This is a genomic window from Archangium lansingense (assembly GCF_026626635.1).
Taxonomy (GTDB): Bacteria; Myxococcota; Myxococcia; order Myxococcales; family Myxococcaceae; genus Archangium; species Archangium lansingense.
On sequence record NZ_JAPNKA010000001.1, the window covers coordinates 1,608,140 to 1,628,282 of the forward strand.

The 20,143-nt window shown below is 68.3% G+C and carries 22 protein-coding genes; 10 read left to right on the top strand and 12 right to left on the bottom strand.

Translation table 11 applies throughout. From position 1 onward, the window contains the following. Positions 1-179 precede the first annotated feature (179 nt). Positions 180-1,853, top strand: a complete 1,674-nt coding sequence (locus OV287_RS06515; protein ID WP_267533114.1) for a glycoside hydrolase family 183 protein — start codon at positions 180-182, stop codon at positions 1,851-1,853. Here the strand turns inward: OV287_RS06515 and OV287_RS06520 are convergent. Continuing rightward, entirely contained in the window at positions 1,843-1,965 is a 123-nt protein-coding gene (locus tag OV287_RS06520) for a hypothetical protein (RefSeq protein WP_267533115.1), read from the bottom strand. The genes OV287_RS06515 and OV287_RS06520 overlap by 11 nt on opposite strands. Positions 1,966-2,073: 108 nt before the next feature. On the opposite strand from OV287_RS06520, the gene OV287_RS06525 reads away from it, so the two are divergent. From OV287_RS06525 to OV287_RS06535, 3 genes are read left to right on the top strand one after another with little or no spacing between them, the layout of a single operon-like run. Continuing rightward, entirely contained in the window at positions 2,074-2,820 is a 747-nt protein-coding gene (locus OV287_RS06525; protein WP_267533116.1) for an RNA ligase family protein, read from the top strand. A gap of 12 nt (positions 2,821-2,832) precedes the next feature. Further along, the gene (locus OV287_RS06530; protein ID WP_267533117.1) at positions 2,833-3,507 is read left to right on the top strand and encodes a hypothetical protein; all 675 of its coding nucleotides are present in this window, start codon (positions 2,833-2,835) and stop codon (positions 3,505-3,507) included. Continuing rightward, positions 3,504-4,376, top strand: coding sequence for a nucleotidyl transferase AbiEii/AbiGii toxin family protein (locus OV287_RS06535; RefSeq protein ID WP_267533118.1), 873 nt, complete (start codon positions 3,504-3,506; stop codon positions 4,374-4,376). The genes OV287_RS06530 and OV287_RS06535 overlap by 4 nt, the downstream gene beginning before the upstream one ends. Here OV287_RS06535 and OV287_RS06540 read toward each other — a convergent pair. From OV287_RS06540 to OV287_RS06575, 8 genes are all read right to left on the bottom strand, one after another. Continuing rightward, a complete protein-coding gene (locus OV287_RS06540; RefSeq protein WP_267533119.1) occupies positions 4,303-4,530 on the bottom strand; it encodes a hypothetical protein in 228 nt (75 codons plus the stop codon). The two genes, OV287_RS06535 and OV287_RS06540, sit on opposite strands and share 74 nt — an antisense overlap. 118 nt (positions 4,531-4,648) lie before the next feature. Next, the gene (locus OV287_RS06545; protein WP_267533120.1) at positions 4,649-5,416 is read right to left on the bottom strand and encodes a hypothetical protein; all 768 of its coding nucleotides are present in this window, start codon (positions 5,414-5,416) and stop codon (positions 4,649-4,651) included. Between the two features lie 114 nt (positions 5,417-5,530). Next, complete coding sequence (locus OV287_RS06550) at positions 5,531-6,805, bottom strand: alpha/beta hydrolase family protein (RefSeq protein WP_267533121.1); 1,275 nt, start codon at positions 6,803-6,805, stop codon at positions 5,531-5,533. Positions 6,806-6,836: 31 nt separating this feature from the next. Continuing rightward, on the bottom strand, positions 6,837-7,718 hold the full coding sequence (locus tag OV287_RS06555) for a GspE/PulE/PilB domain-containing protein (protein ID WP_444546328.1): 882 nt from the start codon (positions 7,716-7,718) through the stop codon (positions 6,837-6,839). A 60-nt stretch (positions 7,719-7,778) separates the two neighbouring features. Further along, positions 7,779-8,204 carry a hypothetical protein gene (locus tag OV287_RS06560; RefSeq protein ID WP_267533122.1) on the bottom strand — a complete coding sequence of 142 codons (426 nt, stop codon included), beginning with the start codon at positions 8,202-8,204 and terminating at the stop codon, positions 7,779-7,781. 78 nt (positions 8,205-8,282) lie between these two features. After that, on the bottom strand, positions 8,283-9,074 hold the full coding sequence (locus OV287_RS06565; protein WP_267533123.1) for a ZIP family metal transporter: 792 nt from the start codon (positions 9,072-9,074) through the stop codon (positions 8,283-8,285). A gap of 16 nt (positions 9,075-9,090) precedes the next feature. Next, positions 9,091-9,873, bottom strand: a complete 783-nt coding sequence (locus OV287_RS06570; RefSeq protein ID WP_267533124.1) for an alpha/beta fold hydrolase — start codon at positions 9,871-9,873, stop codon at positions 9,091-9,093. A 46-nt stretch (positions 9,874-9,919) separates the two neighbouring features. Then, positions 9,920-11,284 carry an erythromycin esterase family protein gene (locus OV287_RS06575; RefSeq protein ID WP_267533125.1) on the bottom strand — a complete coding sequence of 455 codons (1,365 nt, stop codon included), beginning with the start codon at positions 11,282-11,284 and terminating at the stop codon, positions 9,920-9,922. Positions 11,285-11,449: 165 nt separating this feature from the next. Here OV287_RS06575 and OV287_RS06580 point away from each other — a divergent pair, with 165 nt between their 5' ends. Then, positions 11,450-12,043: a chalcone isomerase family protein gene (locus OV287_RS06580; RefSeq protein WP_267533126.1), complete on the top strand. Its 594-nt coding sequence runs from the start codon at positions 11,450-11,452 to the stop codon at positions 12,041-12,043. Here OV287_RS06580 and OV287_RS06585 read toward each other — a convergent pair. Further along, on the bottom strand, positions 12,040-13,269 hold the full coding sequence (locus OV287_RS06585; protein ID WP_267533127.1) for a cyclic nucleotide-binding domain-containing protein: 1,230 nt from the start codon (positions 13,267-13,269) through the stop codon (positions 12,040-12,042). The two genes, OV287_RS06580 and OV287_RS06585, sit on opposite strands and share 4 nt — an antisense overlap. 198 nt (positions 13,270-13,467) lie before the next feature. On the opposite strand from OV287_RS06585, the gene OV287_RS06590 reads away from it, so the two are divergent. Continuing rightward, the gene (locus OV287_RS06590) at positions 13,468-13,707 is read left to right on the top strand and encodes a hypothetical protein (RefSeq protein ID WP_267533128.1); all 240 of its coding nucleotides are present in this window, start codon (positions 13,468-13,470) and stop codon (positions 13,705-13,707) included. Between the two features lie 979 nt (positions 13,708-14,686). After that, positions 14,687-15,046, top strand: a complete 360-nt coding sequence (locus OV287_RS06595; RefSeq protein ID WP_267533129.1) for a helix-turn-helix transcriptional regulator — start codon at positions 14,687-14,689, stop codon at positions 15,044-15,046. A gap of 16 nt (positions 15,047-15,062) precedes the next feature. On the opposite strand, the gene OV287_RS06600 is transcribed toward OV287_RS06595, so the two are convergent. After that, the gene (locus tag OV287_RS06600; RefSeq protein ID WP_267533130.1) at positions 15,063-15,479 is read right to left on the bottom strand and encodes an SRPBCC domain-containing protein; all 417 of its coding nucleotides are present in this window, start codon (positions 15,477-15,479) and stop codon (positions 15,063-15,065) included. A gap of 58 nt (positions 15,480-15,537) precedes the next feature. Beyond that, positions 15,538-16,557, bottom strand: coding sequence for a M28 family peptidase (locus tag OV287_RS06605; RefSeq protein WP_267533131.1), 1,020 nt, complete (start codon positions 16,555-16,557; stop codon positions 15,538-15,540). Between the two features lie 124 nt (positions 16,558-16,681). On the opposite strand from OV287_RS06605, the gene def reads away from it, so the two are divergent. From def to OV287_RS06620, 3 genes are all read left to right on the top strand, one after another. Further along, positions 16,682-17,284 (top strand): peptide deformylase, encoded by a 603-nt coding sequence (gene def / locus OV287_RS06610; protein ID WP_267533132.1) that lies wholly within the window; start codon positions 16,682-16,684, stop codon positions 17,282-17,284. Between the two features lie 93 nt (positions 17,285-17,377). Further along, positions 17,378-18,658 carry a cellulase family glycosylhydrolase gene (locus tag OV287_RS06615; RefSeq protein WP_267533133.1) on the top strand — a complete coding sequence of 427 codons (1,281 nt, stop codon included), beginning with the start codon at positions 17,378-17,380 and terminating at the stop codon, positions 18,656-18,658. 135 nt (positions 18,659-18,793) lie between these two features. Continuing rightward, positions 18,794-20,134 carry an alpha/beta fold hydrolase gene (locus OV287_RS06620; RefSeq protein WP_267533134.1) on the top strand — a complete coding sequence of 447 codons (1,341 nt, stop codon included), beginning with the start codon at positions 18,794-18,796 and terminating at the stop codon, positions 20,132-20,134. The last annotated feature ends 9 nt before the right edge of the window (positions 20,135-20,143 follow it).

Here is a 20,143-nt window from a genome sequence, read left to right on the forward strand (position 1 = left end):
GAGTACCCCGGGTTGCCACCGTGTCCGTGCCCCCGATTTCACGAGGGCGAAGGCAACCCGCTCCGTGCTCCCCAGATAATGAGAAGCGCGTTTTAAACACTAAGAACGTGCTGCGGGTTTTTCTCGTTCAAGTCTGGGTCACGAAGCACGGAGGTTGACGGAAGATGAATCACGGGTGGATGAGGAAGTCGTATGTCTTCGCGCTGGCCCTGCGGGCCGCCGTTTACGCGGGGCCAGCCGAAGCGGTCGCGCCGACGAATGTGACCAAGGTTTCACGGGTGACGGGAGCCACGCCCGCGGGAGAGAGCCTCCCCAATCCCAATCAAACCCATACGAATTACGAGGTGATGGGCACGGACCTCGGAATCATGTGGGACAAGGGGGGCGGAGAGATCTTCATCCTGTTTGGCGACACCTTCGGCAATGGCTGGTGTGGCAATGGCGGGTGCGGAGGGGGATGGCGCAGCAACGTGCTCGCGAGGTCCTCCGACAGGACCCTGACGGACGGCCTGTCCTTCTCCACGATGATCCAGGACTCCTCACGGCACGCCAAGGAGCTCCTGTACTCGAAGAAGATCAACTTCGATGAGATCACCGTCATCCCGACGGCGGGCGTCACCGTGGGCTCGCGGCATTACATCCACTACATGTCCGTGAACAACTGGGGCGATCCGGGCAAGTGGTACACGAACTACGCCGGAATCGCGTACTCGGACGACAACGGGCAGAACTGGATCAAACACCCGAGCGCGAGGTGGCAGAACACCAGCACCTGGACGAACAACTTCCAGGTGGGGGCCTTCGTGAAGAACGGTGGTTTCGTCTACATGTACGCGACGCCGAATGGCCGCTTCGGGAACGTGTACCTGGCCCGAGTCCCCGAGAACGCGCTGCTGAACATCAATGACTACCGGTACTGGGATGGCAATGGCTGGTCATCCTCCCAGGCCGTGGCCGTGCCCGTGACGATGGGGGGCGCGGGCGAGCTTTCAGTGGCCTACAACACCTATTTCGGCCGGTTCCTCATGACCTATCTGAACGAGAACCGTCAGGCGGTGGTGATGCGGGACGCCCCGACGCCGGCGGGGCCGTGGAGCGGCGAGAAGGTGCTCGCGAGCGGGACGCAGCATCCTGGTCTCTACAACGCGTTCATCCATCCCTGGGCCACCAGCGGAACCGACCTGTACTTCGTCATGTCCCAGTGGACGCCCTACAACACCTTCCTGATGAGGGCGACGCTGACGAGCGACACGTTCGGCGACAACCTCCTCTCCGAGCCCGGCTTCGAGACACAGGCGGCCACGGCCGTGATGGCGCCCTGGTACGTGCAGGGCAGCGGAGGCATCGACCGCAATCTGGGCACCGCGCGGACGGGCCAGGACGCGGGCTACGTGCGCGCCAGCAGCGGCTGGAATGCCCTCAGGCAGAGCGTGGCCGTCCAGCCCTATACCGACTACACGCTGCGGGGCTGGGTGCGCACCTCCGCCAACAACACGGCGGGCTATTTCGGCGCGAGGGGCGTGAACAACGGCCCCATCGTGGGTGAGACGCCGTTCGGTGCCTCGACGGGCTACACGCAGCTCACCGTGTCCTTCAACTCAGGGCCTCACTCCGTGCTCGAGGTCTACAGCGGCATGTGGGCGGACAATGGGGACACCTGGGTACAGCTCGATGACGTCAGCCTCACCCGTGGCACCAACGTTGGCCGGGTACACCCAGGTGACGGTCCAGTTCAACTCCGGCGCGAACCACAGCGTCGAGCTGTTCGCGGGACTCTGGGCTACCAGCGACACCTGGATGCAGGTGGACGATTTCAGCCTGACCCGGAATTGAGGGGTCGCCCTACTCGATGACGACGGTCGTCGAGAGGGTGTTGGTGTCGTAGAGGTAGATGGGGGCTTCGCAAGCAGTGAAGCCCTCACAGGCCTCCACGCCCACGTGCGCGATTGCAGTCAGGCTCAGCACGTAGCGGCCGGGCGGCAGCGCGTCGAGCGTGAAGCGGAGGTGTCCGCCATCTACCCAGGGGAGAGGAGCTCCAGGGGACGGCCCGGCATCGGTGCTACTTTCATACCGGTGGAACCCCTTCCCGAACCGGATTTCCGTCCGCTGGGCCGCAAGGCCTATGGCTCGATTCCCCATCTCCCGGGCTCACGCACCGGGCCTGCGGATCGCCACCTGTCCCCCGCGCTGGCGCGCATCTGCACCGAGCGAGTCCGTGACGCGAGAGAGCACATCGTGGTGCTGGAGAAGCTCGATGGCTCGTGCGTGGCCGCGGCGCGCGTGGGGGACGCGGTGCTTGCCCTGGGCCGCGAGGGTCGTCTGGCGGCCCGGTCTCCCAATGAGTCCCGCCGGCTCTGGGCGGCCTGGGTCGCCGTGCACACGGAGCGTTTCCTGGCCGTGCTCCAGCCAGGAGAGCGGCTGGTGGGCGAGTGGCTGGCCCTCGCGCACGGCACCCGCTACGTGCTGCCGCATGAGCCCTTCGTCGCCTTCGACCTGATGCGGGACGGTGAGCGGTTACCGTGGCATTCCGTCACCGAGCGCGTCCGAGCGGGCGGCTTCGTGACGCCAGGGCTGATCCACGAGGGAGGGCCGCTGGGAATCGAAGCGGCGATGGAGCGGCTCCAGGGGGGTGGCTTCCATGGGGCCATGGAGCCGGTGGAGGGGGCCGTCTGGCGGGTGGAGCGGCGAGAGGGCTCTGCTGTCAGGGTGGAGTTCCTCGCCAAGTATGTACGGCCGGAGAAGGTGGATGGCAGCCTCCTGCCGGAGAACACGGGGCGGGCCGCCGTGTGGAACTGGCGCCCCGAGGCGCCGCCGCCGTAGGGAGGTGCCGCCGTGGCTCGCGCGATCGTCGTCAACGGGAACCCGTCCAAAGCCGAGGGCCAAGGGGGTGCCTTCGAGGCGCACCTCACTGTCTCCGCGCGCTCCGAGGAGGACTTGCGGCGGTTCCGCGCGTTCTGCGACGCGGCCTCGGTGAAGTGCATCTTCATCGAGCTGGGTCGAGGCGCGGAGCCCTTCCAGCCCATGACGGCCTCGTACCATCACGGCACGCTCCGCCAGGCGCTCGAGGAAGTGCAGGCCATGGCTCGCTCCCTGGCGGCGGAGGGCTTCGACGTGACGCGCCTGAAGCTGGAGGCCCTGGGCAAGAACCGGGACATTCCCGAGGACGACGCGACGGCACGAGCCCAGCCCGCGAACTACTTCGAGTTCCACGTGAAGGTGCTGCTGCCCTCGGGGGACACGGAGGTGGACGCGCTACGGGCCCGCTGTGAGAAACATGGCGCGCACCTGTCTCGCAACGCGCGGAAGGTGCGGGAGGACGGTGCGTCCGAGCGCTTCGTCACGCTCCGGGTGTATGGTCTGGGCCGTGCGAACGCGGACGCTCGCTTCACGGCGCTGCTGGAGGACCTGGCGGGAACGGGGCTGACGCTGACGCAGCGGCTGCGGGAGTGGACGGTGTACGACTCCAACCACGGGCTGGACCGGGGCTGGCTGGGAGCGGCGACGTGAGTGTCCATGAGTTGCCGCTTCGCGCGGGGGCGGCGGTGTTGCGCCGCCTCGCGCGATCCTCGGAGTTGGAGTCTCTGGTCCTTCGCGGCGGGCTGATGATGCGGCTGTGGAGCGGCCCGGTGCCACGGCCGGTGGAGGACCTGGACTTCCTCGCTCGGTTCCCTTTCGACGCGGCGGACACCGTGAAGCGGTTGGAGTCTGTCCTCCGTGTTGGGGTGGAGGATGGCTTCTCCTTTGGCGCACTGCGGTCCGAGGTCATCTGGGCGGAGACGGCGTTTCCAGGCGTGCGTGTCTTCGTGGAGACGCGACTGCCGGGCGTAGATGGGCGCTTCGAACTGCGCATCGACACGGGCTTCGGAGACCCCATGGACCCGGGGCCCGCGTGGACGGAGTACGAGGTCGGAGAGGCAACCGCGGCGCGGGTGCTCGCGTGCCGGCCGGAGACGCTGCTCGGCTGGAAGATGCACGGCCTGTTCGAGCGGGGAAAGGGCCGCTTCCGTCCCAAGGACCTCTTCGACGTGTACCTGCTCACCCGGCACGCGCCGCTGGATGCTGCGTTGCTGCCACGGGCGCTGCGGCTGGCGTTCGAATCGCGCGGGGATTCGTTGGAGCTGATGGAGCGGTTGATGGCGGGTGAGTTCGGCCGGAGCCCATGGAGCAACGAGAAGTGGGCGCGCTATCGGAGCAGCCAGCCAGAGGGACGTCCGGAGGCCTTGGCAGAGGTGGTGACCGCGGTCGCCACGGCGCTCCGGCCCGTTTGGGAGGTTGCCCTCTCCCGCCGCTCTCTCCTCGGCATCAATGCGTCAAGGGCGGACCTTGATGCGTCCTGTCCCGAGACAAACCCCAGGCCACCAGCGCGACGAGGATGACGGCGAGCACCGCCAGCCAGAGCCAGCCCAGACCCCAGCGGGTGGAGTCGTAGACCTCATAGGGCTCGATGGGCTCACCCGACTGGGCGAGCGCCAGCGCTGGCGTGAAGAAGAGCGACCACAGGAATACTTGCAGTGTGCGGAGATGGATCATGGGCGGCCTCCCGCGGCCTGAGCGCACCGGGCCGCTCCTTGAACGGTCGTCACCTCCAGGGACCTGGACAAGGCACGGCTCCAGGGCACTCGGGCGAGCGGCGGGAATCCGGGAGCCTCTAGAGCGGGGGACGGACGTAGGCCCCGTCCTCCCGGGAGTAGTCCTGGATGTAGACGCGATCGGACGCGCCTGTCTCCTTGCCTTTGCGCGGGGGCTTTTTTGTCTCCACTGGCGTGTCTTGCTTTGGCTCGGGAGCTTCCACGGCGATTGTCTTCATCTCGGCATCGGAGGCACGGGCCCTGTCGATGGCGGCCGCGTCGTAGATGGAGATCCACCACCCGCCGAAGCCGTCATTCGCGGTGGGGGGAGTGACCTCGAACGTGAGGCCGGCGCGCTCCAGCTTGTCTTCATCGAGCGACAGGCCGTGGACCAGCTCTCGGTCGGCGGCTTGCTGGAGAAGTCCGGCCATCAGGTTCCGCAGCTCCTGCTTGGTGCTGGTCTTGCCCGCGTAGATACCGATCTCCACGCCCGCGGGGTGTTGGGGGTCCCCGTAGATGTTGAGCTCGCCCCGGGACGTCTCGTACGAGAAGTAGGGGACGTACCGGAAGATGCCGACGTCGATGACCTCCGATGGAATCTGCTTGAGATCCTTCGCGCCGAACCTTGTCGCGAACGTCTCGATGATCAATCCGGAGTCGATGAGGCGCCCCTCGGTCACGGGTTGCTTGGGCGCCGGAGCGGACGACAGCGGTGCCGAGGCGGTCTTCAGCGCCGGGGTGGCAGGTTGGACGGGCTGCTCACGGAGCTGCGAACGGCTCGGGTTCGGGCAGCCCCCGAGCAAGGCCATCGCGAGCAGTCCACTGGCCAGGGCCGGTTTCGGATTCATCTTCCCCTTCGTACGGAACGGAATCATCACGTGCGAGGACTCTACCGGATGCCAGCACGGGCTCGGTAGTCGTGCCTGCAGTGGGGGCTCGAAGCACGGGGCGTCACGGCGGGGTCAGCTTCCCGGAGAGGGTGGGAAGAGCGACGCCGGTGGGGCGAGGACTGCCTCGGGGTAGAAGGGGGAGACTCCATCCAACAGAGGGGCCGGCGCGCCCTGCAGGTGCCGGTCGAAGAAGGCCCGCAGGTAGTCGCTCAGCACGCGCCACATCCGGCGGCCCTCGATGGTGCCCAGGGCTTGCTTCGCGAACGAGCCCCGCTTCAGCGGGAGCAGACCGCAGTCCGTGAAGCTCGCATGACCCGCGCCGAGAATCTGGACGCTGTAGCCGGGCAAGGCCCGCGCATACAACCGTTGCCAACCGTCCACCGCGAACTCGCGGTTCGCCTCGCAGTACTCGACGGACGTGAAGACCTTCTGGTCCACCGACCTGGCGCAGGACTGGACGTACTCCGGGTGCTCGGCGAACAGCTCCAGCAGCGGCTTGGGCAGGCCTTCCTGGCCGACGGTGCTCCACACGCCTCCATCCAGGTTGGCTGCGGCACGGCACCGCTCATCGCGCGCGCAGAGCTCCACCGCCGCGTTGCCACCCATGGAGTGACCGAAGGCGCCGAGTCGCTCCAGGTCCATCCGCCCAGCGAGCAGACCGGAGCCGGCGTCCAGTCGCTCCAGCTCGTTGATAAGGGAGCGCAGGTCCTCGGCCTTCACGCGGACGACCTCGGCCCGGGCGTGCACGTCCTCGTCGTGCGAGGCGTGTGAGGCCTTCAGGGCGCCTCCCACGCTTGCTGGCCGGAACAGCCGCAGCCGACCATCCGCGAAGGCCGAGAGGGGGAGTGCCTCGTAGGTGTGGCTCACCGCGGCGACGATGTAGCCGTGGCTGGCCAGCTCCTCGAAGAGGGATGAGTAGTAGAGCGGTGGGAACCCGGCCGGCGAGAAGACGAGCACGGGATGGCGTTGGCGGGGCCGAGCCACGGGCGCTCCCGGTATGGCGTGGGCCCGCACCCGCGAGGCCTGGAAGCGCCAGAAGAGACTGGTGAGGCGCCATCCCGCGGGCAGGTAGGAGCCGGGCTTCGCCCCACGCTCGGGCTCGGCGGGATACCAGAGCCAGGCGGACAGCTCTCGCAGCCGGTTCCCTCGGCGGGCGTAGGGTTCCTCGCGCTGCGGGTCCACCCAGTCGAAGGCGGCACGGCCGACGTCATAGGGCCCCGTTGGCTCCGGGAGGATGACTGGGAAGAGCTGGGCGCGCAGCCGCTGGAAGAGCCAGGTGAGCGCAGCCGCCCCGGCCATAGCTGTCACAACCGGGTGCCGCTCGTGGAATCGGGTGAACGCCTTCATGGTCACACCTCCGAGGCGGCTCGGTGACGGCTCAGCCGTTCGGGCCCGAGTGGGGCTGCGACGTGTCGCCGACCGAGGCTCGCAGCCGGCGGATGGCGCGCAGCAGCAGCTCGCCATCGAGCGGATTGGAGACGTAGCCCCTCGCTCCAATCTGGTGGGCGCGCTCGAGCTCCTCGTCCGTGGAGGTCCCGGAGAGGATGAGGGCGCCGGAGATTCGCGCCTCTCCGGCCAGCAGTCCCTCCATGGCCTGCACCGGCGCGAACACGATGTCCGAGGAGGTCGAGTGCATGACCTCCAGCGGAGAGGCGACCTTGGTCCGCAGGCCGTGTCTCGCGAGCGCCCGCGAGATGAGGGTGGCGGTGACGGGGGGCCACGCGTAGAGCAACAGGGGCGCGTCCGGCCCCTGGGAGCCGTTGGCCTCGAGGGCCGGCTCGGTAATGTCCTCCTGGAGGCCATAGAGCGCGGCGAGCGCATGGTTCAGGGCTGTGTCCGACGCGAGGTGGGGCTCGACGCGGGGCTTACCGGAGACCGCGCGCACCGCGTCCAGCGCCTCGAGCGAAGCGGGGGCAGGCATGGCGATGTGCAGCACCACGCGCTCCCCCTTCTCGAGCCTCAGCGGCACCACCCGGTACTTCTGGGCAATGCGCTTGGGCACCAGCCGAGTGAGCTTGGGATCCAACCGTTCGCGATCCAGGTCGATGGCGTCCAGGCCGAGCTGCAGCGAGAGGGCGCGCAGGATGTCGGCCTCGGTGCACAGCCCCTCGCGCACCAGCGCTCGTCCGAGCGGAACACGGGTCTCATGGTGGTGCACCAGACCGAGCCGGAGCTGGGCTCGGTCGATGAGCCCTAGCTCCATCAGGATTTCACCGAGCATGCGCCTGGACCCGAGCTGCATGGCTGTAACCGTTGCCATGCGGCCCCTGTCCGGCGATGGGCATCCAGACGAGCCCTTGCCTTGCCGGCTGCCCTCCGGTCAGAAGTCGACGATGGAGGCGCGGCCCCGGAGCGGAACGGCGATGTACGTCTGTAGCTGGGCGTCGGTGGGGAGCCGAGCGAACCGGCTGCGGGTGAGGAATCCATGCGTCTCGATGCGCACCTCGCGCTCCGGGCCATCGACGCGGGCCCTTGGAATCACCACGGTGAACAGGAGCGAGCCTGCATCGGCATCCGGCTCGAGCGTGATGGTGACCAGCGTCCCGAGCTCCGTCTCCTCCTGACGAATCTCATCTCCGCTCGCATTCACCTCCCGGCAGGAGTCCTGGTACTGGAACCGGGCCTCGCCGGTGAAGCTGGTCGTCGAAAAGTGGATGGCGACCCCCCGGCCCAACAGCTCGAACATGTTGGGCGCGACCGGCTCGGTGCGGGTCTCCGGGATGGTGTGGACGGGTGCGGCTTCCATGGTGTTCCTCCTGTCGGGTCCAATGCAGTCCGAGAGGGCTGCCACGGAAGATGGAGGGGGCATTTCCCGGAAGTGACGTCAGCCGTGTGCGCCGAGGACATGCCGCTCGATCACACCCACGGTGGCCACGAGCGCCAGCCCCAGGAGGAAGCCGAGCAGGCGACCGCGTGCGGCGCCCGGAGTCTGGATGCGGCGCAACTCTGGCAGCAAGTCCGTGGCGCCGATGTAGAGGAAGGTGCCGCTGGCGAGCGCCAAGATGATGCCCTCCAGTCCATCCATCCACTGCGAGCCCAGCAGCACCGCCCCGGCCCCGGCCAATGCGGTGAGCTGCACGGCCCCGAGTGCCAGCAGGGCGCGCACGCGCGACAGCCCCGCGGCACGCAGCAGCGCGTAATCCCCCACCTCCTGCGGAAGCTCGTGGGCAATCACGGCCAGGGCAGCGGCGAGGCCGGCCTCAGGTGAGGCGAGGAAGGCCGCCGCCACCGCTGCCCCGTCTCCGAGGTTGTGCAGCGCGTCCGCCGCCAGCAGTGACGGCACCACGGTGGAGGGGGCGCTCGTGAGCCCGTCGTGATGGTGGGGATGGCCCGGGGCATGGGCCGAGTGGTCATGGTGATGGGGCCCGAGGAACCACTCGACGAAGGTAAGGGCCAGGAAGCTGGCGAGTGCCCAGCGGAAGGCGCCTGTTCCCGCGGCTTCGACGGCCTCGGGGAGGATTTCCAGGAACACCGCGCCAATCAGTGCCCCGGCCGCGAAGGCAACCAGGGCCGACAGGTGACGCTTCAGCCAGCGCTCGGAGAGGAGCCCCCCCGTCAATCCCGCGAGGCCGTCCGCGAGGACCGCCAGCAAGATGAAGAGGGTGGTGCGTTCCATGTTCAGGCTTCCATGTTCAGGTTTCCGAGGTGAGCCACCGCAGCAGCGCGTCCGGGGCGTCCACGTGGACGAAGTGGCCCGCGTTCGGGAGCGTGGCCACCGGGCAGCCCAGGGCCTCCATCCGCGCCAGGTCCGAGTCAGAGACGTAGTGGGCCCGGCCGCCACGGATGCAGCGCACCTTCGCGCCCGGGCGTGCCAGCGCGGCCCACAGGTCCTCGCCGTTCACCCGCCCGTGGAACTCGGCGAGCGACTCGCGGTCGAAGCGCCAGCGCACCGTGCCGTCCGGCGCCGACTCGAGGTTCATGAGGAGCCAGTCCGACAGCGGTCCGGACAGCCCGCGCCCCATCAACTCCGCGCGCATCGTCCTGCGATCCGGCGCACTGGGAGGCGCGGCCCGGAGGATCTCCAACACCTTGCCGCTCTCCGACAGGCTGGAGGGAATGGGGTTGGGGGAGATGTCCAGCAGCGTCACGCTGGCCACGTCGGCGGGGGAGCGAAGGCTGGCGGCGAGCGACACACGCCCTCCCAGCGAGTGCCCCACCAGGTCCAGCGGTCCATGAAGCCCGGCCGCGCGCGCCGTCTCCAGCACGTCCCCGGCCACCGTGGACAGCGTGGCCCCGGGCGGCAGCCGCGGCGAGGTGCCGTGCCCCGTCAAATCCACGAGGAGGAAGCGGCGGCTCTTGTCCACCTCGCTCCACGCAGTGGCCAGCGAGCGCAGGTTGCGCCCCGTGCCGAGGAAACCATGCAGCAGCACCGTGGGCCGCTGCCCCTCACCCACCTGGAAGCTCTCGAGAATCACGGTTGCCTCCTATAGCCCGAGAGCCTCCGCACCGCAGCGTCTTCGCTCACATACCGAAAGGCCAGGTATCCGCGGCATCCTCCTCCTCGTGGCCGGCGTCGCGATCCAGGGGCTGCAGGGCGCTGGTGCGGTCATAGTGAAGCACCGCGTCGAACTGTGCCGGCAGGTCCGCGTAGAAGTAATGGCTGTAGCGCTCGCTGTGGGGCGCGTAGATGACGCCAATGGCCCGCTCCAGCCGCCGCTCGCGCAGACCCGAGCCCGCCTCGCCCAGGTCCTCCATCCTCAGCAGGAAGCCGGGGAGGCCCACCTCGTGGAAGAGCGCCTCGTAGCTGCCTCGCATCGCCGGCCGCACCCGCCGCCTCAACCCCGGCATGTCCCACTGCCGCGCGGCGATGACGCTGCCCGAGTGCGTGGTGAAGCCGACGTTGTACGTCTCCCGGCCATGGCGCTCTCGCAGGAGCTGGCCCAGGTTCAGCTCTCCCTGGTCCCCCATCTGCGTGGCGCGCGCGTCCCCCAGGTGCGAGTTGTGCGCCCAGATGACCAGGCGCGCCGGATTGCCGTAGCGGCGCCCGAGGTACTCGGCCAGGGCATCCGTGGTGTCCGCCATGTGCGTGTCGCGCAGGTTCCAGGACTCGTCGCGCCCCGCGTACATGGTGCGGTAGTAGGTCTCCGCGTCACGTGCGAGCTGGGCGTTCTGCTCCGCGTAGAAGAGCGCATCTTCCTCGCGAGCCCCATCCATCACCTTGCGCTGGCGCAGGTCCAGCAGCTGCTCGACGACCTCGGCCTCGCACGTGTCGGCGAAGCCATAGGCCGTGGCATGGCCGTAGGCCTGCGGGTCCGTGCCGTAGCGGTCGAAGCATGCGTAGCGGTGCCGGGCCCGTGCCGCCGCCGCGGGGTCCCTCGGCTCCAGGTAGCGAATCACCTCGCGCATGGAGGAGTGCAGGCTGTAGAGGTCCAGCCCGAAGAAGCCCACGAGGGGCGAGTCCTTTCCCCGCGCGGCGTTGTGCGCGCGCAGCCACTCCATCAGCTCCAGCATCTCCTGGTTGCGCCACATCCACCGGGGGAAGCGCTGGAAGTTGTCGAGCGCCTGCCTCGCATCCGCGTCCGAGCCCTCGCCATGCACGTACTGGTTGAGCCGCAGCGCGTCCGGCCAGTCCGCCTCCACCGCTACGGCGCTGAAGCCCCGCTCGACGATGAGCCGGCGAGTAAGCGCGGCACGTGCCTTGTAGAACTCGTGCGTGCCGTGAGTGGCCTCGCCCAGCAGGACGAAGCGCGCATCGCCGATGCCCTCCAGCAGTGCGTCGAAGTCCGAATCCTCCTTCTTCAGGGGAATGGCCGCGGTGCGTACACCGTCGATGAGCTCTGGACGGAATTCCTGCGCGCCTTGCCTGTCTTCATCGAACGGATTCATGCAGTGAAGGTGGGCAGGTGGCCCGGACCTGCCCAATTGGCCCGCGCAAGCCGGAGGGTTGACAGACGGGAGGGCGCGCCCGCTCCCCAACTGGCCCTCCCTTGGCGAGCAGGCGAGCGCTCTCTGCCAATACAGGAATAAGCAGGCTGGCCGACCCTAGAGGGTATGACCACCTTCGACGACATGGAGCCCAAGCGGGAAGACACCATGGGGATGGTAGGGCGGGGTTTGCTGGGCGTGCGCTGGCTGGTGCTGGCAATGACGCTGATGGCGGGGACGGCGCAGGCCAAGGTGATGGCGGGAGTTCGCCTGCCGGATGCCATCTCGCTTCAGGGCAAGGAGCTGCTGCTGGAGCACATAGATCTCAAGAAGAAGCTCTTCTTCGAGCTCTACGTCTGGGGTCTCTACCTGGAGCAGAAGCCGGCCTCTACCCAGCAGGCCATCGCCTTTCAGGGCCCCAAACAGCTCCAGCTCCACTTCCGGCGCAGCATCAAGCGCGAGCAACTGGCGGAGGCCTTCCGCACCTTCCTCTCCAACAGCCGGGTGCTGCGCTCACCAGCGATGAAGCTTCAGTCGGAGCAGCTCATCCAATCGCTCAAGAGCGTGCGCAAGGGCGACTCGCTGCTCATCACCTATCTGCCGGACAAAGGCCTGCTCATCTCCGGTGAGGGCAGCCGGGGCGCGATGATTCCCGGCAAGGCCTTCGCGGACGCGCTCTTCGACGCGTGGCTGTCGGAGAACCCCATCTACGCGCGCTAGATGAGGAAGGAGCCCTGGACCTCGGCTCCCTCGGCGAGCAGGGCAGCCGTCCGGTCCAGCCGCTCGCGGCTGAGGTGGGTGAGCGCGCGGCGCACCTCGGGGTGAGGGAGCACCCGCTCCTTGACGGTCTCCTGGTCGAGCACCAGCAGCAGGCACGAGGTGGCGGCGCGCACGGTGGCGGTGATGCGCAGATCCAACAGCAGGGAGATCTCCCCGAAGAGGGCGCCCTCGGTCATGTCCGGGTAGGGACGCTCACCGCCCTCGGGATCCTGGTGCACCACGGAGCAGCGCCCGCGCAGCAGGAGGTAGAGCGCGTGGCTGCGCTGGCCCTGCTGGAGCAGCACGGTGCCTGGCTCTACGGCGCGTGTCTGGAAGCGCTGGGCAATGGCGCGCTTCTGCTCCTCGGGGAGCGGCCGGAAGATGGGGCTGGACTTGAGCAGGTTGTCCAGCAGCCGGTCCTTGTAGAACTGCTGCACCGCCAGCTCGAAGGAGGGGAAGCGGGCGCCGAGCTGCGCGAGCATCTCCCGCGTCACCTCCAGCAGGGTGCAGTCCCGGGTGGCGATGACACTGGCCACGCGCGGGGCATCCGAGATGAGCCCCATCTCGCCGAAGAAGGAGCCCTCTGTCAGCTCGGCCAGCGTGCGCGGCGGGGCGTTGTCGGGCGCGTGCACCACGCGCACCGTGCCCTGGACGAGGATGAACATGGAGCTGCCCCGCTCCCCCTCGGTGATGATGTGCTCGCCACCGCGCACGCGGCGCATCTCCAGCAGCCCGAGCAGCGCGAGGAACACGTCCCGGGGCAGCTTGGAGAACAGGGGCGTGGGGGGCAGCGACTTCTCCTCGGTGCCGGACTCGGGAGCACCGGGGTGCTGGCGCTCCTCGGCGCTCTGCATGGCGATCAGACTGGCCAGGTTCTCCTGGGTCTCCTCGTGATGCGGGTCGATGGCGAGGATGAGCTTGCAGGCGGCGATGGCGTGGATGGTGCTGCCCTCGGCGGCGTAGCGGATGGCGAGGTAGTGGAACTCGCGGACGGCCTCCTGCCGGTGCCCGAGCTGAGCGAGGAGCTCGGCCACCTTGAGGCGGGCGGCGGAGTCATGGGGGGTGAGCTCCACCACCTTGCGGTAGTCGGCGAGTGCCTCTTCAGGCCTGCCTTGGAGGATGTTGGCGGCGGCGCTGTCCTTGTATTGCCGGATCAGTTGCTGGGCTTCAGCGGGGGGGATCGCCACGGGTGCCTCCAGACGGGTGCTACGGACGGCAAATCGGGGGGGCGCCGTCCGGGGCCGCATGATTGACGAGATGGAGGGCCGGGTAAAGTCACAGAGGGTGTGCTGTGCTCCGTGGTGCTGAACGCATGACCTGCTGGGTTATGCTGCGAGCACGAGTCCGGTTCCGGGTGCCGTCTCACCACTGAAGGAGGGCGCTTCATGCGTTGGCCGTTCGTGCTGGGTATCGCGCTGCTCACGGGATTTCTGGGGACGGGGTGTCCGGAGGTCTATGGAAAGAGGGGTTCCCTGGACGACGCGATGGCCGAGGACATGGAGGAGCAGCAGGACGAGCGGCGGCGGGAGTCGGGAAAGGATGTTCCGTGTCGCGGTCACAAGCGGCGGGTCTGGGAATGCGACGATGAGAATCGGCCAGAGACGTGTGACTGGAAGTGCCGATGAAGCGGCGTACGATTCTGGGCGTCATCGTGGGCTTTCTGCTCCCGCTGCCGTTCATGTTCGATCATTGCGGAGCTTGGTTGCAGAAGCACCAGACACAGGTCCGCACCCCACGAGGCGCGAAGCTCGTTCCCATCCTCGCTGGAGATGAAAGACGCGCACTCCTGACCTACGGACGTTCCTGCCGGGAGCCGAAGGACTGCGATCCTCCGCTGGCATGCCTGGCCCTCGCTCCTGGAGGGGACCGCGTCTGTGCCGACAGCTCGTGCATGACGGACCTGCAATGCAAACAGGGGTTCACCTGCCGGACCCGGCAGGCACCAGGAAATGGCCCTTTGGTGCGCCGGTGTGTCCTCATCGGGGTTCGAAAGGAAGGGCAGCCCTGTTTTGACAATGCCAGAGAAAAGGAAGCCGCCTGTGAACGAGGGCTGCTGTGCGGTGGTGGTTCTTGCGGCCGTCCCTGCCAGTTGGAGGTGCCTTCGAGCTGCCCCGAGGGGTTCGTTTGCCGGGCAGGTCCGGAGGCTCCTTCCTGTCAGCCGTTCTGCAAGGGCGGAGATTGTCCCGCAGGACAGGAATGCATGAGGGCCGGCACCGATGATGCCGAGTGCATGGCCGTCATCGGCGAGAACTGCCAGCGGCAACCCTGCTCCGAAGGGCAGCAATGCAAGATCCTCAGCTACACGCCCGGAACGGAAGTGTGGAGCGCCACCATGGAGTGCGTGACCCCCTGTGACCAAAAGCACCCATGTTCCGATGGTTCCACATGTTTCCTGGGCGGATGCCGACGGGAGTGTGGACCGGACGCGGAAGACGTCTGCGGCCCAGGTCGGCAATGTTCCGAGTATGTGCCCAAGCGTCTCTGGCTTTGCGAGCCGGCTACCGGCACGTGATGCGACCTCCGGATTCCAAGGGGATGTAGGGTCGCGAATCAACCTGGGAAGTTGCTGCCCGGAATCCGCTTCTTGAGGTAGTATCCTCTCGCATGGATGACAACGGCAGGTTGAAGCACGTGCTGGGTAGTGCGCTCCTGGTTGCACGGGAGCGCTCGGGGCTCACGCAGGCCGAGGTCGCCTCGCAGGTGGGTATTGCCTCGGCCGTCTACGGCCGCATCGAGCGCGGGCAGATGCTCCCCAGCCTGCCCACGCTGTGCCGGCTGTGCGTGACCCTGAAGGCCTCCTCGGATGTGCTCTTGGGCCTCGATGCGGCGGAGCGGGAAGCCATCTCCTCCGAGCCCATCCTGGATGCACCGCCCGAGCTGCAACGCCTCGCGGCTCTCGTGCGCACGCTCTCCCCCGCCGCGCTCCGCACCCTCACGGCCGTCGTCGCCGCCGTGAGCAGATAGAGGCTCGCGCCGCTGCTCACCCCCGGCGCCGCATGGCGAGGTAGCGCGCCAGGGGACCCCAGTACATGGTGCGCCAGTCCTCGTCGAGCCACGCGTAGCCGTCCGCCGGCACCCCCATCTGCGTGAAGATGAGGCGCGTGCCCCTTCCCATGGGTGCCAGGTCGAACGTGGCGACGGAGTAATGGTGCTCGGGCCAGTCCCGGTGCCTCCAGGCCTGCACGATTCGGCGCCCAGGCACCAGCACCAGCGTGTAGCCGCTGTTGCGTCCTCCGCAGGTGGCGAAGGCTCCGCCCTCGCGCGCGTCGATCTCCGCGTCCAGCCCCGTGAAGGCGGCGTGCTGCTGGGCATCCATCAACGCCGTGTAGACGGCCTCCGGCGGACCGGATAGCTCCACCGTTTGCTGCACGGGGCGGACCTCGAGAGTCTGGCTCATGACTGCCCGCTTAAGAGCCTATTTCGGAGAAGATGCCAAGCACCCTCCCATCGTCCGTTCAGCGGGCCGCAGTGGAAGCGGGCGGGGGCGCCGCGAGCGCCCCGACGGCACACTGGACGCCCTGCACCACCCTGGCCATGCGCTCGTAGTCCAGCGTGTCCCAGGTGTCCTGGGGCGTGTGGTAGTGCGGATTGCGGAAGAGGGCGGTGTCGGTGACCATCACCGCGGAGTAGCCCTCGTCCCAGAAGCTCGCATGGTCGGAGAAGTCCACACCCTTGAGGGCACGGGGCGCGGCGAGTGACTCGGAGAGCAGGCCGCCCGTGGCACCCAGGGTCTGGTGCACGGCGTCCACCAGCGCGCGCTCGTCGGTGCGGCCCACCACGGCGATGAAGTGGCCCTGCGTGGGGTAGCGCAGCCGCAGCGAGGTCACCGGGTAGCGCTGGCTGTCGGGGGCCTCGGAGAAGTAGCCAATGCTCTCCAGGGAGATCATCGCGCGCACCTTCACGCCCTGCTCGCGCAGCCCCCGTGCGTGCACCTTGCTGCCCATGGTGCTCCGGCGGAAGTGGGGCGGCTCTTCCAGGGTATAGCCCACGAGGTCCACCCGCATGGGGGGAGGGTGCTTGCCCAGCAGCGCCGCGAGCTCCAACAGGCCGGCCACTCCGCTGGCGTTGTCGTCCGCGCCGGGTGCGCCTTGCGCCGCGTCGTAGTGCGCGCCGATGACGAGCCGCTCCTCGCTGTCCGGGCCGAAGGTGGCGATGACGTTGCGGTAGCTCGCGCCCCCCGTCGAGTACGGCTCCGAGCTCACGCGCCCGCCCGCCCGTGCGAGCGCGTCGGCGAGGTAGCCCGCGGTGCGCTCGAGGTTGTCCGGGTGCTGATGGTCTCTCGGGTGGAAGGTCTCGCTCAGGGTGCGCACGTGCGCCTTCAGCCGCTCGGGGTCCACCTTGCCGGGAGTACAGGGGGGGACCACCGGCTCCGGCGAGGCCTGCCCCTGCCAGGCCGCCACCGCGCCCATCACACCGAGCCCCATCACCGCGCCGAGCACGAGGGGGCGCCTGCTGGACAGCCACGAAGCGCTCATAGGTAGGACGAAGCCACGCCGGACGGGGCGTGTCCAGGGGGGCCATGCGGACCTTTCGTCCACGGGTGGGCATGGGACACTCCCGGTGTGCTCGCGCGCTCCGCTCGGCGTATCCTCATGGGCCATGGTGCTGAAGATTGTCCAGGCCGGAGAGCCGGTGTTGCGCCGGCGTGCGAGAGACCTCACCCCCGAGGAGATGACGAGTCCCGTGGTGCGTCAGCTCATCTCCCTCATGCGCGAGACCATGCGGGACGCGCCGGGGGTGGGGCTGGCCGCGCCGCAGGTGGGCGTGGACGTGCGGCTCGCGGTCATCGAGGACAGGGCCGAGTACCAGGCGCCCCTCTCCTCCGAGGAGCTGGCCGCGCGCGAGCGTAAGCCAGTGGACTTCCACGTCATCATCAACCCGCGCCTCGTGGTGGAGGAGCCGGAGCCAGTGGAGTTCTACGAGGGCTGCCTGAGCGTCAGCGGTTTCTCCGCGCTGGTGCGGCGGGCGCGTGCTGTGCGCGTGGAGGCCTTCAACGAGAACGGCGAGGCCATCACCCTCCAGGCCCGTGGCTGGTACGCCCGCATCCTCCAGCATGAGATAGACCACCTGGACGGCACGCTCTACATCGACCGGATGGAGCCGCGCAGCTTCTCCACCCTGGAGAACCACCGCCGCCACTGGGCCATGCGCCAGGTGGCCGAGGTGCGCCAGGTGCTCGGCCTGCCCGAGCGACAGGGCTGAGCCTGGTTGTGGGGCGATGAAGGCGTGCACGGGCCAACATGAGAAGCCTCGGGAGGGCTGCGTCGTGTCAGAGTGCCGGGTAGCCTGGAGGTGATGCTTCAGTGGTCCGGCATGGTGCCCGACCGCCGCGAGTCGTGCATGCGTGCTCCTGTCTTGTCGGTGTTGCTGCTCACGGCGGTGGCCTGTGGCGAGGACTCCCTGGAGTTGCTCCAGGAGGAGGCCTCGGACTGTCCCGAGGCGCCCGCGATGCGGCTCGGCGCGGCGCCCTCCGCAGCGGTGGTGCTCAACGCCTACTACCTCCAGGAGGAGGCCACGAGGGACCTGCGGCGAGGCCGCACTGAGTCGCCCGTCGTGGAGGAGACGCTCGCCAAGGCCTCGGCACTCGGAGCCCATGCTGTGCGCACCACCGGCTACAACGACGCAGCCGACAAGCGCGGAGACTCCGCCATGCAGGTGGCGCCGCTGGAGTATGACGAGGTGGCCTTGCGCGGGCTGGACCTGGTGCTCACCCGCGCCGCCGCGTACGGCGTGAAGCTCATCCTGCCGCTGGGCAACTACTGGGATGCCTATGGTGGCGCCCGGCGCTACGTGGAGTGGGCTGGGCTGCCCTCGCCCGTGGAGGGGGACCCGCGCTTCTTCACCGAGCGTGCCGTCATCGACCACTACAAGGCGCACGTGGCCCGGCTGCTCTCGCGTGAGAACACCTTCGACGGGCTGCGCTACGGCGAGCACCCGGCCGTGCTGGCGTGGGAGCTGCTCAACGAGCCGCGCGGCAAGGGGCTGGACACGGACGGCGTGGCGATGCGCGCCTGGGTGGACGAGGTGGCCGCGGTGGTGAAGCAGTACGCGCCCGGGCACCTGGTGGGCACGGGCGAGGAGGGTTTCGACACCTCGCTGGCGGGCTATGACGAGCTCTTCTGGCGCAGCGCGGCCTCCTCCCCCTTCTTCGAGGGGGGCAGCAGCTTCCGTCGCAATACGGCCTCGCCCTTCATCGACTTCGCCAGCGTGCACTTCTACCCGGAGGCCTACGGGGTGAAGCAGGAGGAGATGGCCCGCGCGGGGGCACACTGGTTCTTCGAGCACGCTGCCATCGCTCGGGACGTGGGCAAACCCTTGTTCATTGGCGAGTTCGCCCTGCGCAACCAGGAGGGCTTCTCCCTGGACGAGCGGCGCGCCATGTACCGCGGCTGGTTTCGCTGTGCGTGGCGCACTGGCGCGGGTGCCAGCGGCCCGTGGATGTTCGCCAACGATGCGCGGCCGGACGATTGGGACGAGTTTACCTTCTATTACCGTGACGGCACCGTCCCGGCGGATTCCCGCAATCGCTATGCGGACCTTGTCGTTGAATCCGCGGCGCTCTCCGGCACGCGTTGAGCTGTCTTTCCTCGCGGCTTCCCTCAAAGAAAACCACATCCCCAGCTGAATTCGTTTTGGATTGGGGTTGTCAGGAAAGGCTGGGATGACCAGTTTTCCTGACAGGGGGGATTTTTCATGAGGAAGGACCGCCGTATGAGGATCTCGAGCAGGGTGGCCGCGTGGCTGTGTATCGGTGCGCTGGGTGTCGGAGCGCAGGCACGCGCCGGGGACGAGGGGGGGGAGCGCGCGTCCATGGCCACGGAGAACCTCGAGGAGCCGTGGAGCGACGGGGTCACCAGCGAGTCCTTCACGCTGGGGAACGTCGAGCGCCGGCAGGTGTTCGAGAACGTCTTCGAATACAGCTACCGCGTGCGGGTGGGGCTCGGCTCCTACGACGTCATCACCCTCCACCGGGTGGTGCGCGAGGCGGGCCCGTGGTCGCCGATGCGCACGGCGAAGTCGGTGTTCCTGGTGCATGGAGATGCCCTGGGCTTCCGGGGTGCGTTCCTCTCCAGCGCCGCGAGCCAGGCGGTGTCGCCGGGTCAGTCCATGGCCGTCTTCCTCGCGCAGCAGGGGGTGGATGTGTGGGGCATCGACCTGCGCTGGGTGCACGTCCCGAGCGGAACCACCGACTTCTCCTTCATGAAGGACTGGAACCTGGGTCTGCATGCCCGGGACGTTGGCACCGGGCTGGCCCTGGCGCGTGGGGTGCGTACCCTCACCGGCAACGGAGCCGGGCGGATGGTGCTGCTGGGTTGGAGCCGGGGGGCGGCCGTCGCCTATGCGTACCTGAATGCGGAGACGCAGCTACCGCAGGCCAAGCGCCACGTGAGTGGTTTCATCCCCGTGGACATGGCCTACTCCTTCGCGCCCACGGCGACGAAGGAGCGCCAGGCGGCGTGTCAGACCCATGCGGAGTTCGTCGAGCGTCAGGCCTTGGGGCAGTACGAGGGGGGTCAGCTCGGGCTGCTCCTGAAGGGCCTCGGGTCGCTCGCCATCGACAAGCCGACGGCGCCCTCGGACTTTCTCACGGGGGCCACGAACCGGGAGGTGGGGCTCCTTTTCGGCGCGGCGACCTACTTCTTCCAGAAGCCAGTCGTCATTATTGATGACTACCACTGGGCCGGGGGAGCGTTCAGCGAGGCGGGCCTTCCCACTGGGCTGGCGTGGACGAACGAGCGCTTCTTCTTCGACACGCTCACGCAGACCTCGCCCTACCAGAGCATTGGCGAGCAGGTGGACACCCTGGCGATGTGGTGCGGAGCGCCCAACGTCCCGTATGACGACCACCTGGGACAGGTGAAGGTGCCGGTGCTGTACGTGGGCGCCGCGGGGGGGACGGGCGGCCACGGTGTCCACAGCCTCTCCCTGCTGGGGAGCACGGACGTCTCCACCCACCTGGTGCCGGGCTATGGCCATGCGGACCTGTTCCTGGCGGACGGCGCGAAGGCGGCGGTATGGGCGCGCATCCTCGACTGGGTGCAGCACCACTGAGGCGCGGCG